Raw genomic sequence first — 16424 nt, 5'->3', positions numbered from 1 at the left:
CCTACACGCGCAGCGTCGAGGCGGGTTATCGCCAGTTCTGGCGCGACTATTGTGCCGCGGCCTCGGAGGGCGGCGACGTTGCGTAGGGGATCAGCAGTCCCAGGCCGCTGAGCCCCGGGAAATCCCGGATATCATGGTGCCAGCCGACCAGATGGCCGGGCTTGCGAATCAGTTAGACTCTGCCGCGGGCCATCTTCCGGAGAGACACCTTGCAGAGCAGCGGCGGCGGCGCGCGCGCATTCCAGAACGCGCGATTGCAGAAGAAATTGATGAAGCAGGCGGACGCCGTCCTCTCCGCCGCGGCTGCGGCCTATGGCCAGGGCCGATATGCCGAGACCGAAGCACTCTGCCGGGATATCCTGAAAGCGCTGCCGGATCATGTCGACGCGATGCATCTGCTCGGCATGTGCGCGCATGACGGCCGCCGCCTGGAGGAGGCGCAACAGCTGCTCGAGCGCGTGATTGCGCTCGATCCGCGCCTGCACGATGCTCACAACAACCTTGCGACCGTGCATTTCGACCTCGGCCATCACGAGGAGGCGCGACGATGCCAGGAGAGGGCCATCGCGCTGAAGCCGAATTTCGCGGTCGCGCTGACCAACCTCGGCAACACGCTGATGCATCTGGGCCAGTACGAACAGGCGCTCGAGCTGCACGAGCGCGCCATCAAGATCAAGCCGGATTATGCCGATGCGTTCTGCAATCGCGGCATGGTCGAGATTGTGCTTGGACAGGTCATGCGCGCCAAGGAAAGCTTCGACCGCGCCCTGCTGTTTCAGCCCCGTCACGCCGAGGCCATCGTCGGGAGCGGCATGGTCGCCATGGAGCTGCGGCACCACGACGAGGCGGCGGCCAAGTTTGCCATGGCGCTGGCGATCAAGCCCGGCTCGCCGAGGATCCTGGCGCAACGCGGGCGGCTCAGTTACGAACTGCAGCGCCTGGAGCCCGCGCTTGCGGATTTCGAGGCGGCACTTGCGATCTCGCCCAAGCTCGAGCTGGCGCTCCGGGGCAAGGCCCAGACCTGCATCGTCATGGGAAAGACCGCGCAGGCGATGGCAGCCGCAACGGTCCTGATCGAGCAAAATCCGCGCTCCGAGAGGGGGCTCGCGCTGATGGGCTTCTCCTATTCGAACCAGGGAGACATGGACGCCGCGATCGAATATCTCGATCGCGCTCTCGCGATCCGGCCGGACTATGGGGATGCGATCCGAGGAAAGATTTTCCTGGAGGACTACCGCGCCGAGGCCGATTTCGTGGTCCAGCAGGCGGTGCGAAAATCCTGGTGGGACCAGATCGGCTCCAAGCAGCCACGAAGGGAGCTGCCGAAGCGGCCGCTGGACCCGGAAAAGCGGATCGTGGTCGGCTACGTCGCTGCCGAATTCCGACAACACTCCGCGGGACTCTCGCTGCTGCCGGTGCTGCGCCATCATGATCACACCAGGTTCGAAATCATTTGCTATTACACTTGGCCGGGAGCGGACGAGTACACCGCCCGGTTCAAGGAACTGGCGGACGTCTGGGTTGAGGCCTGGCAGCTTTCGGACGACGAACTCGCCGATCGTATCCAGGCCGACAATGTCGACATCCTGATCGACGTTTCGGGCCACACGACCGGTAATAGGCTGCAGTGTTTCGCGCGGAAGCCGGCGCCGATCCAGGCGACTGGCTTCGGACACGCGACGGGCACAGGCATGCCGATCATGGACTACGTGCTCGCGGATCCCGTTTTCATTCCGCCATCGGTACGGCATTTGTTTCCCGAAAAGATCCACGATCTGCCGTGCCTGATCACGATCGAGCCCATCTCGGATCAGCAGCCTTCGGAGCTGCCGATGCTCCGCAACGGCTACGTCACCTTCGGCGTGTTCAACCGCATCTACAAGATATCGGATGAGGCGATCCGTCTGTGGTCGCGCCTGATGCGGGAACTGCCGGGATCGAAGATTGTCCTCAAGCATGGTCTGCTCGACGATCCTCTGCTGCGCGATAGCCTGATCGCGCGTTTCCTGGCGCAGGGCGTTATCGAGGAGAACATCACCTGCCTCGGCACCACGTCGCGCGACGACCATCTGGCGGCTTTCGCCCAGGTCGATATATCCCTCGACACGTTCCCGCAGAATGGCGGCATCAGCACCTGGGAATCTCTCTACAAAGGCGTTCCCGTCGTGGCCAAGCTCGGCATCGGGGCCTCTTCGCGTGCCGGTGCTTCCATCGTAGCCGCCGTCGGCCTCGGCGACTGGGTGGCCGAAGATGACGAGGGCTACATCGAGATCGCCCGCAAATTTGCGTCGCAGCCCGATTATCTCGCGAAATTGCGCGCGGAATTGCCGGCCCGGATCGCCGCTTCGCCCGCCGGCAATGTCGAGACCTACACGCGTGAGCTCGAGGCGGGTTACCGAAAGTTCTGGCGCGACTATTGTGCCGCCGCCTCGAATGACGCCGACGTTGCGTAGGCGAGGCCTGCGTCGAGCACCGGCATCTTCCGGAGATTGCCGGGCCGCCTAAACCGGCGGCTTTGGCCGCGAATCAGCTAGAATCGTCCCGGGCATCCTCCGGAGAGAATCCTTGCAGAGCAGCGGCGCCGGCGCGCGCGCGTTCCAGAACGCGCGGTTGCAGAAGAAATTGAAGAAGCAGGCGGACGCGATCATTTCGACCGCGAATGCGGCCTATGGCCAGGGCCGGTATGCGGAGACCGAGGCGCTCTGCCGCCAGATACTGAATGAACTTCCGGAGCATTTCGGCGCCTTGCACCTGCTTGGCTTGGGCGCATTCGCGAGCCGACAGTTCGAGGCAGCGAAACAGGCGCTGAAATATGCCGTGACGCTCGACCCACGCTCCGCACAGGCTTTTTCCGATTTGGGAGCCACGCATTTCGCACTTGGGGAATATGAGGACGCGCGTACGTCCCTGGAGAGGGCCATCGCGTTGAAGCCGAGCTTCCCGATGGCCTTGGCCAATCTCGGCAATACCTTGTTGCACCTAAACCGCGTCGAGCAGGCTATCGAATTGTACGATCGCGCGATCGGGCTGAAGCCCGATCATGCCGATGCGCTGTGCAATCGCGGCCTGGCAGAGCTTGCGCTGCGCCAGCTTGATCGCGCCAAACAGAGCTTCGAGCGCGCGCTGTTGTTTCAGCCGCGAAACGTGGAGGCGCTCGTCGGCAAAGGTCTGGTCAATATCGAGCTCAAGCACTTCGACGAGGCCAAAGGCGCGCTGGAGGCGGCGCTCGCGATCAGGCCGGGTTCGGCGAAGATCCTGGCGAACCGTGGGCGGCTCAATCTTGAGACGTCGAGGTTGGAACAGGCCGCGTCAGATTTTGACGCGGCCCTTGCGCTTGCGCCCAAGCTCGAGGTGGCCCTGCAGGGGAAGGCGCAAGTCGCGCTCGCCATGGGAAACACGGCGCAAGCAATTCTGGCCTGCACGACGTTGCTGGAGGAATATCCACGCTCCGCGATCGGAATGGCGCTGCTGAGCGCTTGTTTTGCAAACCAGGGAGAGATCGCGTCAGCAATCGAGCTTCTCGATGCGGCGTTGGCCATTGTGCCGGATGCCTCCTTGATCGGGCGGAAGATCTTCTTCCTCGACTATCTCTCCGACGCCGATTTCGCGGTTCAGCAGGCCGCGCGAAAACAGTGGTGGGACGCGATCGGCTCGAGATTGCCGCGAAGGACTCTTGCCCCCCGGCAGCTCGATCCCGACAGGCGGATCGTGGTTGGCTATGTTGCTGCCGAGTTTTGGCATCACTCGGCAGCGTTCGCTCTGTTACCGGTGCTGCGCCATCATGATCACGCCAGGTTCGAGATCGTCTGCTATTCGTGTTCGCCGGTAAGAGATGAGATGACCGCCGCATTCAGGTCCTCGGCGGACGTCTGGGTCGACGCCTGGCAGCTTTCGGACGACGAACTCGCCGATCGCATCCAGGCGGACAAGGTCGATATCCTGATCGACGTGTCCGGGCACACCACCGGCAACAGGCTCCACGTCTTCGCCCGCAAGCCGGCCCCGATCCAGGTCTCGGGTTTCGGACACGCCACGGGCACGGGCCTGCAGACCATGGACCACGTGCTCGCGGATCCCATCTTCATTCCGCAATCGGCGCGCCATCTGCTGGCTGAAAAGGTCTACGACCTGCCGTGCCTGATCACGATCGATCCCATTTTGGATGTGCCTGCATCGGAGCCGCCCATGCTCCGCAACGGCCATGTCACCTTCGGCGTGTTCAACCGCATCTACAAGATCTCGGACGAGGCCATCCGGGTGTGGTCGAACGTGATGCGCGAGGTGACCGGTTCGAAGATCGTCATCAAGCATACGCTGCTCGACGATCCCATGCTGCGCGATAGTCTGATCGCGCGGTTCGTGGCGCAGGGCGTTGCCGAGGAGAATGTCATCTGCCTGGGCTCGACGCCGCGCCACGAGCATCTGCGGGCGTTTGCAAACGTCGACATATCGCTCGACACGTTCCCGCAAAACGGCGGCGTCAGCACCTGGGAATCGCTCTATGCGGGCGTTCCGGTCGTGGCCAAGCTCGGCAACGGCGCCTCATCGCGTGCCGGCGGTTCGATCGTGGCTGCGGTCGGTCTCGACGACTGGGTCGCCAAGGATGACGAGGGCTATGCCGCGATCGCCTGCAAATACGCGGCGCAGCCGGCGCACCTGGCGAAGTTGCGTAGCGAGTTGCCGGCTCGGATCGCAGCCTCCCCCGCCGGCAATGTCGAGACCTACACGCGCAGCGTCGAGGCGGGTTATCGCCAGTTCTGGCGCGACTATTGTGCCGCGGCTGCCGAAGGCAGCGAGGGCGCCTGACCCTCTCGAGTGGGGCGAAGCCTCGAATTGCGCTGGCCAGCTTAGTCGTCCGGAAACCATGCGCCGGCGCGCGATAGTGCCGGTTCATGGCTCCGAAAGCTATTTCTGGGCATATGGCGCCAAAAGGGTACGCCAATGCTCGGTTTCGTCTTCGGCTTGAACGCCCGGCTCGGGCGATTGCATTTCTTCCTCGCCACGGTCGCGCTTGCGATCGTGATGACGGCGATCTGCTTTGCAATCGCAATGGCCGTGCTGCGCAACACCTCGCCCAGCGCGATCCGGCCTGAAGATCTCACCAGCAGCTGGGCGATGATCGCTGCGATCGTCTTCTTCGGAGTTGTCACCTTCACGCTGCAATCGATGCGCATCCGCGACATCGGCTGGGATCCGGTCTGCGTGGTGCCTGCCTGGTTCGCGCTGGTGATCGTCGACCATGTCGTCGCGGGCCGGTTTCCGGCCTGGGCGATCGGGCAGGAGCATCAGGCAACGGCGGTCGGCGCGCTCGTCAACCTCGCGCTGATGCTCGCGCTCGTGTTCTGGCCGAGCGGCGACAGCGAAGGTTCCTACGGCGCTCCCCTCCCGCCGCGCACGCGCGCGATCAAGCCCTCGCTATCGAACGAGCGCCTCACGCGGGTGTCGCAGGGATCGTCGCGGCCGACCTGGAGTTAGACGGCCGGCTTCCGGAACGTTCTAGACGAACGGCAGCTTGATGTTGCTGCGCTTCTCCAGCCATTCCGGCACCGGCAGGTTCTTGGCGCGCATGAAGTCGGCGTTGAACAGCTTTGACTGGTAACGGCTGCCGGAATCGCAGAGCACGGTGACGATCGTCTTGCCCGGTCCGAGCTGCTTTGCGAGGCGGATGGCGCCGGCGATGTTGATGCCGGTCGAGCCGCCGAGGCACAGGCCTTCGTGCTGGAGGAGTTCGTAGATCACCGTCACCGCTTCGGCATCGGGAATGAGATAGGCGTCGTCGACCTTTGCGCTCTCGACGATTGCGGTCGCCCGGTTGAGGCCGATGCCCTCGGTGATCGAGCCGCCCGGCGTCGCCTTGGCGTCGCCCGTTCTGAAATATTCATACATGCCGGCGCCGTGCGGGTCGGCGCAGGCGATCCTGACGTCCTTGCTCTTCTCTTTCAGGAAGCGGCTGGTGCCGGCCAGCGTGCCGCCGCTGCCGACGGAGCAGACGAAACCGTCGACCTTGCCGCCGGTCTGCTCCCAGATCTCAGGACCTGTGGACTCGTAATGCGCCTTCGCATTGTCGAGGTTGTTCCACTGGTCGGCGAACAGCACGCCGTTCGGCTCCGTCTTGCGCAGCTCGTCGGCAAGACGGCGGCCGACATGCTGGTAGCTGTTCGGATTGGAATAGGGCAGTGCCGGTGATTCCAGCAGCTCGGCGCCACACAGCTTCAGAAAATCCTTCTTCTCCTGGCTCTGCGTTTCCGGGATCACGATCAGCGTGCGGTAGCCGCGCGCGCTGGCCACGACCGCAAGGCCGATGCCGGTATTGCCGGCGGTCGATTCCACGACGAGACCGCCGGGCTTGAGCTCGCCGCGCTTCTCGGCCTCCAGAATCATCCATTTGCCGGCGCGATCCTTCACCGACTGGCCGGGATTCATGAACTCGGCCTTGCCCAGAATGGTACAGCCGGTCAGTTCGGAAACGCGCTTGAGCTTGATCAGCGGGGTGTTGCCGATGGCTTCGACAACGTCATTTTTGATGGTCATGTCAGGGGAAATCACTGGCAAAGGGGTTGATCAGGTTGGCCAGAACCTAGTGCTTGGGCGGTCAAAGGGGAAGGCTTTTGCGCTGCGGCGAAACCGGCGGAAGTGCCCGGAAGCAGTGAATTTTTGGGAGGAGAGATCGCCGATGCTGCTGCTGTGCTACGCTGCGGGATATCGGTAGGAGGATCTGGCCGGTCCCTGCCAAAACATGGAAGATAAGGGTCGTCGCCAGCACACCTTCGCCATTGGATCTGAGGCATCGCCCTCGAAGAGTGCGGCTGGTACGCGGTCGGCGGTCCGCATATCGGCACGACGAATGCCCATTCGTTTCGACAATGGACGGCCTCGCGAGAGTGGCCCACCTCGGTTTCGAGACCGGACTGAAGCCGCATCGCGAGCGGTGCAGGCGGATTGAAGGGACTGGCGTCGGTGTGGCGGCATTATCACATGAAATCTTGGTAAGCTTGAGCAGGCTCCACGGCCGCATAGGAATGCGAAAAAGCGCTGCAACACAGCACTATTTCGTGCTTTCTTCGTGTTGATAGCGGTGCGCTTTGGCAGTCATTTCGCACCTGCGGGACTGTCCCGCTGTTCCGCACCCGGCTAGTATGGGTGTCCGGTTCCGCAGAAAGCATCATCGCTGTGAACGAGTTATCCAACGCCCGCCGACTGTCCAGCCGCGAATCGGTTAATCCGGCTTCGCGGCGGCGGCTCGATCTGCCCGGCGGGGGGTGGATTTGACACAAGATGATCCTGCGATCGCGGTGCGGCGGTCTCTAGGTTCCGCGTCCCGGACACGACGTGCGGCGCGCTGGCTTGCGGTCGCTTGCCTCGCCGCCGGCTCGGGCGCTTGCGTGCTCACGCAGGATCTTCCCGATCCCGCGCTCGACGTTCCCACGCAGTACAAATACGCCGACAAGGGCGATGCGCCGCCGTCTCTGGATTGGTGGCGCAGCTTCCGCTCGGCGGAGCTGACACAGCTGATGGAAGAGGCGCAGACCGTCAACCTCGACATTGCCGCCGCCGTTTCGCGCATCGTCGAGGCCGACGCGCAGGCGCGGCAAGCGGGTGCGGCGCTGCTGCCGAGCCTTTCCGGCACCGGGCAGGAGGCCTATTCGCGCACCTCCGGCTCCTCCGCCTCGGGGCTCACCAATGGCGGCCGTGAGGTCGTCAACTACCAGGCTTCGCTGAGCGCGAGCTACCAGCTCGATTTCTGGGGTCAGAATCGGGACGCACTCCAGACCGCGGAAGAAACGGCGCATGCCAACCGTTTCGATCGCGACGTCGTTGCGCTGACGACGCTTGCGGGTGTGGCTAACGCCTATTTCCAGGTGCTGGCCTCGCAGGATCGCATCCGGACCTCACAGCGCAACATCGCGAGCGCGCAACGCATCCTCGATGCCGTCAAAGAACGGCGTAAGGCTGGCACGGGCACCGATCTCGACGTCGCGCAGCAGGAGAGCGTGCTCGCAAACCAGAAGGCCCTGGTGCCGCCGCTGCGCCAGACGCTCGACCAGAACGTCAATGCGCTTGCAGTCCTGGTGTCGCGGCCGCCGGAGAGCGTGCGCGTGCTCGGCGGCTCGCTGAACCGGATCGCTATACCCCGCGTGACGCCCGGCCTGCCGTCCGAGCTCCTGACGCAGCGGCCCGACATTCGCCGGCAGGAGGCGCAACTTGCTTCTGCCACTGCGAACGTCGGCAATGCCCGCGCGCAGTTCTTTCCGACCATCCAGCTCACCGGCAATGGCGGCTATCAGAGCTCGGCCCTGGTCTCGCTGTTCCAGCCGCATGCGGCGTTCTTCCAGCTCGTCGGCAGCGCGACGCAGCCGATCTTCGACGGCGGCAAGATCCTCGGCAATTTCGAGTTTGCCAAGGCGCGGCAGGACGAACTGCTCCAGACCTACCGCAAGACCATCATCCAGTCCTTTGCCGATGTCGACAATGCGCTGTTCTCGATCAAGCAGACCACGATCAGGCTGCAATTGCAGCGTGACGTCCTCAACGCCTCCCGCCGCGCCTTCGATCTTTCCGAGCAGCAATTGCGCGCCGGCACCGCCGACATCGTCACCGTACTCAACACCCAACTGACCCTGTTCCAGGCGGAAGACGCGCTGTCGCAGGCGCAACTTGCCCGCCTTCTTGCTATCGTCAGCCTGTATCAGGCGCTCGGCGGCGGCTGGGAGCCGAGGATGGAGAAACCGGTCAATGCTCTTTAAGCCGGATACGAAGCAGGGCGCGAAGGAGGGAACGGCGAAGAAGTCGCGCCGGCGCGGATTCGTCATGACCCTGATCACGCTGGCGATCCTCGGCGGGCTCGGCTACTACGGCTGGACCACCTGGCACCAGCAGCCGCAGCAGGCGAACGGCCGCAATCAACGGCCGGATCTGCCGGTACCGGTGCTGGCGGCGACGCCCCGCGTCCAGGACGTTCCCGTCTATCTCGACGGCGTCGGCGCGATCCGCGCACTCAACACCGTGACCGTCCGCTCGCAAGTTGACGGCAAGCTGATCGCGGTCAATTTCACCGAGGGACAGGACGTCAAGAAAGGCGACGTGGTCGGCGAGATCGACCCGGCGCTCTACCAGGCGACGTACGATCAGGCTGTCGCCAAGAAGGCGCAGGACCAGGCCCAGCTCGCCAACCAGCGTATCGACCTCACACGCTACGAGCAGCTTGCGGCGTCCAATGCCGGCTCCAAGCAGCAGGCCGACACCCAGCGCGCGCTGGTCGCGCAGACGGAGGCGCTGGTCAAGGCCGACCAGGCCGCGATCGACAATGCGGCGGCGACGCTGAGCTACACCAAGATCGTGGCGCCGATCTCGGGCCGCGCCGGCCTGCGCCAGGTCGACCAGGGCAACATCATCCACGCCTCCGACACCACCGGCCTCGTGGTGATCACGCAATTGCAGCCGATCGCGGTGTGGTTCAGCCTGCCCCAGCAGCAGATCATGCGGGTCAACGCGGCGGCGTCGAAGGGCGCGCTCGCCGTCGACGTGTTCGGCAATGACGGCCTCACCGTGATCGACACCGGCAAGCTCACCGGCATCGACAACCAGGTCGACCAGACCACCGGCACGCTCAGGCTCAAGGCCGAATTCCCCAACGCCAATTACCAGCTCTGGCCCGGCCAGTTCGTCAATGTCCGCCTCAAGGTCGAGACCTTGACGCAGGCACTGGTGGTGCCGACCTCGGCCGTGCAGCGCGGACCGATCGGCACGTTCAGCTATGTCATCGGCGAGGACAATTTGGTTGCGGCCAAGCCGGTGACGGTGACGCAGCAGAACGAGCATGACGCCGTCATCGCCAGCGGCCTGTCGGCGACAGACAAGGTCGTCACCACAGGCTTTGCCAATCTGTCCGATGGCTCCAAGGTGGTCATCGGCCGCGACGACCAGACGCCGTCGGCCGATCTCGCGCCACGCAAGCGCTCGCGCGGACCGGATGGTCAGAAGAAGGACGGCGCCAAAGACGGCCAGAGGGACGGACAAGATAAGGACGGCGAGTTCCGCGCCAAGCGCAAGAGCAGCGAGGGCGACCAGAAGGGCCAGACCGGACCGGCACCAGGGCCGGGTGCATCGGGAAGTGGAGCCAAGCAGCCATGATCCCGACGACAGCCGCCTGAGCGGCAGGCGCATCCCATGGGCGTCTCCGAACCCTTCATCCGACGGCCGATCGCGACCTCGTTGCTCGGCATCGCGCTTCTGATCGGCGGGCTGCTCGGCTATTTCGCGCTGCCGGTGTCTGCGCTGCCGCAGGTCGATTTCCCGACCGTGCAGGTGACGACGCAATTGCCCGGCGCGAGTCCCGATGTGATCGCCTCGCTGATTACCGCGCCGCTGGAGCGGCAACTCGGCCAGATCCCGTCGCTGTCGGCGATGAATTCGACGAGTTCGTTCGGCGTCAGCCAGATCTCCCTCCAGTTCGATCTCAATCGCGACATCGACGGTGCGACCCAGGACGTCCAGGCCGCGATCAATGCCGCGGCCGGCGTGCTGCCCAAGACGCTGCCTTATCCGCCGACCTACGCCAAGGTGAACCCGGCCGATGCGCCGGTGATGACGTTGGCGCTGCGCTCCGACACCATCTCGCTACGGGCGATGAGCGACATTGCCGACACGCTTCTGGCGCAGCGGCTGAGCCAGATTTCCGGCGTTGGACGCGTCTCGGTCCTGGGCGGGTTGAAGCCGGCCGTCCGCATCCAGGCGGATTTGGCGCGGCTCGCCGCCTATGGCATCGCCATGGAGGACCTGCGCACCGCGATCGCCAATGCCAACGTTTCGGGGCCGAAAGGCTCGCTCGACGGCGCGCAGCAATCCTACATCATCGCCGCCAACGACCAGATCGCCGCCGCCGACGCCTACAAGCCTGTCATCATCGCCTACCGCAACGGCTCGCCGGTCACGATTGCCGACGTCGCCCAGATCGTCGATGGCCTCGAGAACGACCGCACCGGCGGCTGGTACCAAGGCTCGCCCGCCGTCATCATCGACATCCAGCGTCAGCCCGGCGCCAATGTGATCGACGTCGTCAGCCAGATCCGGGCGGAAATCCCCAAGGTCCAGCGCGCTATTCCGGCCGGCGTGAACCTCACCATCGTCTCCGACCGTACCGTCACCATCCGTGCCTCGGTCCGCGACGTGCAGTTCACCCTGATCCTGAGCGTCGTACTGGTGACGCTGGTGGTGCTGCTGTTCCTGCGTTCGCTGCGCGCCACTCTGATTGCCGGCGTGGCGCTGCCGCTGTCGCTGATCACCAGCTTCGGCATCATGTATTTCGCCGGCTTCAGCCTCGACAATCTGTCGCTGATGGCGCTCACCATCGGCACCGGCTTTGTCGTCGACGACGCCATCGTGATGATCGAGAACATCGTCCGCCACATGGAAAACGGCGATAGCGCGATGGAGGCTTCGCTGAAGGGCGCCAGCGAGATCGGCTTCACCGTGATCTCGCTGACGGTGTCGCTGATTGCGGTGTTCATCCCGCTGTTGTTCATGTCGGGCCTTGTCGGCCGCATGTTCCGCGAATTCGCGCTGACGCTGACGATCGCGGTCGTGACCTCGGCCGTGGTCTCGCTGACGCTGACGCCGATGATGTGCTCGCGTCTGCTGAAGCATGCCCATGAAGAGCTGGCAGTGCCGGGACTTGCCGCGGTCAGCCGCTTCATCGACCGCACCGTGGGGTTCTATCACCGCACGCTGCTCTGGGTGTTGGAGCGCCAGCGCGCGACGCTGGTCGTGACCTTCGCCACACTGATTGCGACCCTGGCGCTCTATGTCGTCGCGCCAAAGGGCTTCCTGCCGCTGCAGGACACCGCCTCGATCACGGCGGTGACGGAAGCGGGTCCCGACGTGTCGTTCGCAGAGATGCAGAAGCGGCAGGCCGACGCGGCCGACGCCATCAAGGCCGACCCCGATGTAACAGGCGTGGTCTCGGTGATCGGGGCAGGCTCGGTCAATCCGACCACCAATGTCGGCCGTCTGGTCATGACGCTGAAACCCCGCGGCGAGCGGCGCGACGATGTCAGCGTCGTCATCACGCGGCTGAAGGAGCGGGTGGCAGCCATCCCCGGCATGACCGTCTACTTCCAGCCGGTGCAGGATGTGCAGATATCGACCCAGTCGAGCCGCTCGCAATACCAGTACACGCTGACCGGCACCGACGCCGCGCTGGTGTCGGAATGGGCGCGCAAGCTGGTTGCCGAGATGCGGCGCGATCCGCTGTTCCGCGACGTCTCCTCGGAGGCGCAGGAAGGCGGTCTGCGGGCGCAGCTCACGGTCGACCGCACCCGCGCCGGCCAGCTCGGCGTCAGCCTCCAGGGCATCACCGACACGCTCAACGACGCGTTCGCGCAGCGCCAGATATCGACCATCTACGGCCAGGCCAACCAGTATCGCGTGGTGCTGGAAGCGCTGCCGATGTACCAGCGCGATCCCTCGATCCTGTCGAAGCTCTATCTGCCGGGCGGGGCGAGCGCGACCGCCGGCGCGCCCAACGCACAGGTGCCGCTCTCCGCCGTGGCGACGCTGACCCGCACCACCGCGCCGCTCGCGATTTCGCACCAGGCCCAGTTCCCGTCGATCTCGCTCAGCTTCAACCTCGCCCCGGGCGCTGCGCTCGGCGATGCCGTCGAGGCCGTGAAGACCATCGAGACCCGGATTGAGATGCCCAACAGCATCGTCGGCGTCTATGCCGGCGACGCCGCCGAATTCGCCAAGGCACTCGCCGGCCAGCCCTGGCTGCTGCTGGCCGCGGTGATCACGATCTATATCGTGCTCGGCGTGCTCTACGAGAGCTACATCCATCCGATCACGATCCTCTCGACGCTGCCGTCGGCCGGCGTCGGCGCGATCCTGGCGCTGATGCTGTGCGGGCAGGATCTCTCCGTGATCGGGCTGATCGGCATCATCCTGTTGATGGGCATCGTCAAGAAGAACGCGATCATGATGATCGACTTCGCGCTCGAGGCCGAGCGCAGGCAGGGGATGTCGCCCAACGAGGCGATCGTGCAGGCTTGTCTGCTGCGCTTCCGTCCGATCATGATGACGACGCTGGCCGCGCTGTTCGGCGCGCTGCCGCTGGCGATCGAGAGCGGCACCGGCGCCGAGCTGCGCTTTCCGCTCGGCATCTCCATCATCGGCGGCCTGCTGCTCAGCCAATTGCTCACGCTCTACACCACGCCGGTGATCTACCTCGCCCTCGACCGCATCAACCGCCGCCTCGAGCAGGCGCTGCCGCCGGTCGAACCCGGCGGTCCGCCGGTCGCGGGCGCGACCGAGGGCATGCAGTAATGGCATCGATCTCGGAGCCCTTCATCCGCCGCCCGGTCGCGACCACGCTGCTGTCGATCGGGTTGTTCCTGCTGGGTATCGTGGCTTACGAGTTCCTCCCCGTCGCCTCGGTTCCGAACATCGATTTCCCCGCCGTCTTCGTGTCCGCCAGCCGGCCCGGCGCCGATCCGTCGGTGATGGCGGCGACGGTGGCCTCGCCGCTGGAACGGCGGCTTGGTGAGATCTCGGGCATCAACCAGATCACCTCGACGTCGTCGCTCGGCGTCTCCAACATCCAGCTCCAGTTCGACATCGGCCGCAACATCGACAAGGCCGCGCGCGACGTGCAGGCCGCGATCAACGCGTCCCTGGTCGACCTGCCCAGCGATCTGCCGACTCTGCCGCGCTTCCGCAAGGCCAACACTGCAGGCGCGCCCGTCTTCGTGCTGGCGCTGACCTCGAAGACGCTGTCGGCCAGCGCGATCTACGACGTCGCCGATACCGTGCTGGCGCAGCGAATCTCGCAGGTCCCCGGCGTCGGCAACGTGGCGATCAGCGGCGCCGACCAGCCTGCAGTGCGCATTCAGCTCAATCCGGTGGCGCTGTCGAATGCCGGCATTGCCACCGATGACGTCCGGACTGCGATCATCAACGCCAACCCGCTCGGCCCCGTCGGCATCTTCAACGGCGAGCGCCAGAGCGAGACGCTGGCGCTCAATCGGCAGATGCGCACGGCAAAAGAGTTCCGCGACATCGTCATCAAGAGCTCCAACGGCAATTTCGTCCGGTTGTCCGACGTCGCCGAGATCGAGGAAGGCGTCCGCAACGCGCGCTCGATCGCCTGGTTCAACAAGCAGCCGGCGGTGCTTATCCAGATCACCAAGCAAGGCGACGCCAACGTCATCGACGTCGTCGATCAGGTCAAGGCGCTGATCCCCGAGTTGAAGCAATGGATTCCGGCCGGCGTGGATGTTTCCACCCTGGTCGACCGCACGAGCACGATCCGGGCCAGCGTGCTGGACATGCAATGGACGCTGCTGGCGACCGCCATCCTGGTGATGGTCGTCGTGTTCGTGTTCCTGCGCCGCCTCACGCCGACAATCGCTGCCGGCATCTCGGTGCCGCTTGCGCTGGCCGGCACCTGCGCGGGCATGTGGGTCGCGGGCTTCTCGATCGACAATCTGTCGCTGATGGCTCTGGCGATCTCCGTCGGCTTCGTGGTCGACGACGCCATCGTCATGATCGAGAACATGTACCGCAATCTCGAGCAGGGCATGCGGCCGCTTCAGGCAGCATTGGACGGCGCCCGGCAGATCGGCTTCACCGTGGTGTCGATCAGCCTGTCGCTGATCGCGGCGTTCACGCCGCTGATCTTCATGGACGGCATCGTCGGCCGGCTGCTGCGCGAGTTCTCGCTGACGTTGACCTTCGCCATCCTGGTCTCGACCCTGGTGTCGCTCACGGTGACGCCGATGATCTGCGCCCATTACATCCGGCAGACCACGTCCGGCACCGCGACATTGTTCGACCGCATCATCGAAGGCTCGCTGTCGCGGGTCGTTGCTTTCTACGCCCGCACCCTGCGCACCGTGCTGGAATTCCCGCTGCTGACGCTGCTGGTGTTCTTCGCCACCATTGCGCTAACGGTGACACTCTACATTAAGGTGCCCAAGGGCTATTTCCCGACCGACGATTCCGGTTTCGTCATCGGCGCGACGCGGGCCTCGGCCGACATCTCGTTCCAGTCCATGCTGAGCCTTCAGCAGCGACTCGCCGACATCGTGATGCAGGATCCGGCCGTGGCCAGCATTGGCTCGATAGTCGGCGGCGGCGGGGGCCCGGGCGCTCCGACCTCGAACCGCGGCACCATGTTCATCAGCTTGAAGCCGCCGGAGGAGCGCCACCACGTCTCGACCGAAATCGTGATCGACCGACTCAGGCGCGCCCTGTACCCGGTGCCCGGCATCCGGCTGTTCATGTTCGCCGCCCAGGACGTGCGCGCCGGCGGACGGCAGAGCGATTCCGACTACCAGTACACGCTGACCAGCACCGATCTCGGTTTGCTCCAAAAGTGGGCGCCGATCGTGGCCAAGCGCATGGAGAGCGTCGGGGGCATCACCGACATCTCCAGCGACCGCGATCCCGGCGGGCTTCAACTGACCTTGTCGATCGACCGCCAGAAGGCCTCGGCGCTCGGCGTTCGGGTCCAGGACATCGACAACGCGCTGAACAACGCGTTCTCGCAGCGGCAGATCTCGATCATCTACACCCAGCGTAACCAGTACATGACCGTGTTGGAGATCGATCCCAAATTCCAGGTCGATCCCTCCAACCTCGATCGCATCTACGTCGCCGGAGCGGGCGACGCGCAGGTGCCGCTGTCGGCCGTGGTGCATGCGACGCGCGGGCTGGCCGCGCTCGCGGTCTATCATTCGCAATCGTTCCCATCGACCACGGTGTCGTTCAATCTGTTGCCGGACGTGCAGATCCAGGCCGCAACGCAGAACATCCAGCGCGCGGTCGAGGAGCTGCACATGCCGGAGGGCATCCGCGGCAGTTTTGACGGCAACGCCGGCGATTTCGCCAAGACCAGCGGCCGCCAGCCGCTCCTGATCCTCGGCGCGCTGGTGGCGATGTATATCGTGCTCGGCGTGCTCTACGAGAGCCTCGCCCATCCGCTGACGATCATCTCGACGCTGCCCTCGGCCGGCCTCGGCGCATTGCTGGCCTTGCAGATCACCAACACGCCGCTGACAGTGATCGCCTTCGTCGGCATCATTCTCTTGATCGGAATCGTCAAGAAGAACGGCATCATGATGGTGGATTTCGCGCTCGATGCCGAGCGCCAGCGCGGGCTGTCGTCTGCGGAGGCGATCTTCGAGGCCTGCCAGGCACGCTTCCGGCCGATCCTGATGACGACGATGGCGGCGCTGTTCGCCGGCATTCCGCTGGTGATTGCGACCGGGCCCGGCACGGAACTCCGCCGCCCGCTCGGCATCACCATCATCGGCGGGCTGTTCGTCTCGCAGATCCTGACGCTCTACACCACGCCCGTAATCTACCTGCTGATCAACCGCCTGCGCCGACGGCGCGAGCCGCGCCCGGTGGCCGCGCCGGCGGAATAGGCG

At 64.7% G+C, this 16424-nt stretch carries 8 protein-coding genes; 7 read left to right on the top strand and 1 reads right to left on the bottom strand.

Annotated elements, in window-relative coordinates; genetic code table 11:
• Nucleotides 1–209: 209 nt before the first annotated feature.
• The 3 genes from BRA1253DRAFT_RS03650 to BRA1253DRAFT_RS03640 all read left to right on the top strand — a co-directional run bounded on the left by BRA1253DRAFT_RS03650 (nt 210) and on the right by BRA1253DRAFT_RS03640 (nt 5475).
• The gene (locus BRA1253DRAFT_RS03650) at nt 210–2453 is read left to right on the top strand and encodes a tetratricopeptide repeat protein (protein ID WP_007591204.1); all 2244 of its coding nucleotides are present in this window, start codon (nt 210–212) and stop codon (nt 2451–2453) included.
• A gap of 112 nt (nt 2454–2565) precedes the next feature.
• Nucleotides 2566–4806 (top strand): tetratricopeptide repeat protein, encoded by a 2241-nt coding sequence (locus tag BRA1253DRAFT_RS03645; RefSeq protein WP_007591202.1) that lies wholly within the window; start codon nt 2566–2568, stop codon nt 4804–4806.
• Nucleotides 4807–4941: 135 nt separating this feature from the next.
• Nucleotides 4942–5475 carry a DUF805 domain-containing protein gene (locus BRA1253DRAFT_RS03640; protein ID WP_007591200.1) on the top strand — a complete coding sequence of 178 codons (534 nt, stop codon included), beginning with the start codon at nt 4942–4944 and terminating at the stop codon, nt 5473–5475.
• A 21-nt stretch (nt 5476–5496) separates the two neighbouring features.
• On the opposite strand, the gene BRA1253DRAFT_RS03635 is transcribed toward BRA1253DRAFT_RS03640, so the two are convergent.
• Complete coding sequence (locus BRA1253DRAFT_RS03635; RefSeq protein ID WP_007591198.1) at nt 5497–6531, bottom strand: cysteine synthase A; 1035 nt, start codon at nt 6529–6531, stop codon at nt 5497–5499.
• A 761-nt stretch (nt 6532–7292) separates the two neighbouring features.
• Between BRA1253DRAFT_RS03635 and BRA1253DRAFT_RS03630 the strand changes: the two genes are divergently transcribed.
• From BRA1253DRAFT_RS03630 to BRA1253DRAFT_RS03615, 4 genes are read left to right on the top strand one after another with little or no spacing between them, the layout of a single operon-like run.
• Nucleotides 7293–8744 carry an efflux transporter outer membrane subunit gene (locus BRA1253DRAFT_RS03630; protein WP_371261364.1) on the top strand — a complete coding sequence of 484 codons (1452 nt, stop codon included), beginning with the start codon at nt 7293–7295 and terminating at the stop codon, nt 8742–8744.
• Nucleotides 8734–10131, top strand: a complete 1398-nt coding sequence (locus tag BRA1253DRAFT_RS03625) for an efflux RND transporter periplasmic adaptor subunit (RefSeq protein ID WP_007591194.1) — start codon at nt 8734–8736, stop codon at nt 10129–10131. The genes BRA1253DRAFT_RS03630 and BRA1253DRAFT_RS03625 overlap by 11 nt, the downstream gene beginning before the upstream one ends.
• Nucleotides 10132–10167: 36 nt before the next feature.
• Nucleotides 10168–13317: an efflux RND transporter permease subunit gene (locus BRA1253DRAFT_RS03620; protein ID WP_007591193.1), complete on the top strand. Its 3150-nt coding sequence runs from the start codon at nt 10168–10170 to the stop codon at nt 13315–13317.
• On the top strand, nt 13317–16421 hold the full coding sequence (locus tag BRA1253DRAFT_RS03615; RefSeq protein ID WP_007591192.1) for an efflux RND transporter permease subunit: 3105 nt from the start codon (nt 13317–13319) through the stop codon (nt 16419–16421). The genes BRA1253DRAFT_RS03620 and BRA1253DRAFT_RS03615 overlap by 1 nt, the downstream gene beginning before the upstream one ends.
• Nucleotides 16422–16424 lie beyond the last annotated feature (3 nt).

Origin of the sequence: Bradyrhizobium sp. WSM1253 (assembly GCF_000244935.1) — a bacterium.
Lineage (GTDB): Bacteria > Pseudomonadota > Alphaproteobacteria > Rhizobiales > Xanthobacteraceae > Bradyrhizobium > Bradyrhizobium canariense.
Note: the sequence above shows the minus strand (reverse complement) of the source record. Positions and strands in the feature narration are given on the sequence as shown.

What these genes read in the sequence shown, in the direction of transcription:
- BRA1253DRAFT_RS03640 (WP_007591200.1), top strand. Translation starts at nt 4,942, where the DNA reads ATGCTCGGTTTCGTCTTCGGCTTGAACGCCCGGCTCGGGCGATTGCAT.
- BRA1253DRAFT_RS03635 (WP_007591198.1), bottom strand. Translation starts at nt 6,531, where the DNA reads ATGACCATCAAAAATGACGTTGTCGAAGCCATCGGCAACACCCCGCTG.
- BRA1253DRAFT_RS03625 (WP_007591194.1), top strand. Translation starts at nt 8,734, where the DNA reads ATGCTCTTTAAGCCGGATACGAAGCAGGGCGCGAAGGAGGGAACGGCG.
- BRA1253DRAFT_RS03620 (WP_007591193.1), top strand. Translation starts at nt 10,168, where the DNA reads ATGGGCGTCTCCGAACCCTTCATCCGACGGCCGATCGCGACCTCGTTG.
- BRA1253DRAFT_RS03615 (WP_007591192.1), top strand. Translation starts at nt 13,317, where the DNA reads ATGGCATCGATCTCGGAGCCCTTCATCCGCCGCCCGGTCGCGACCACG.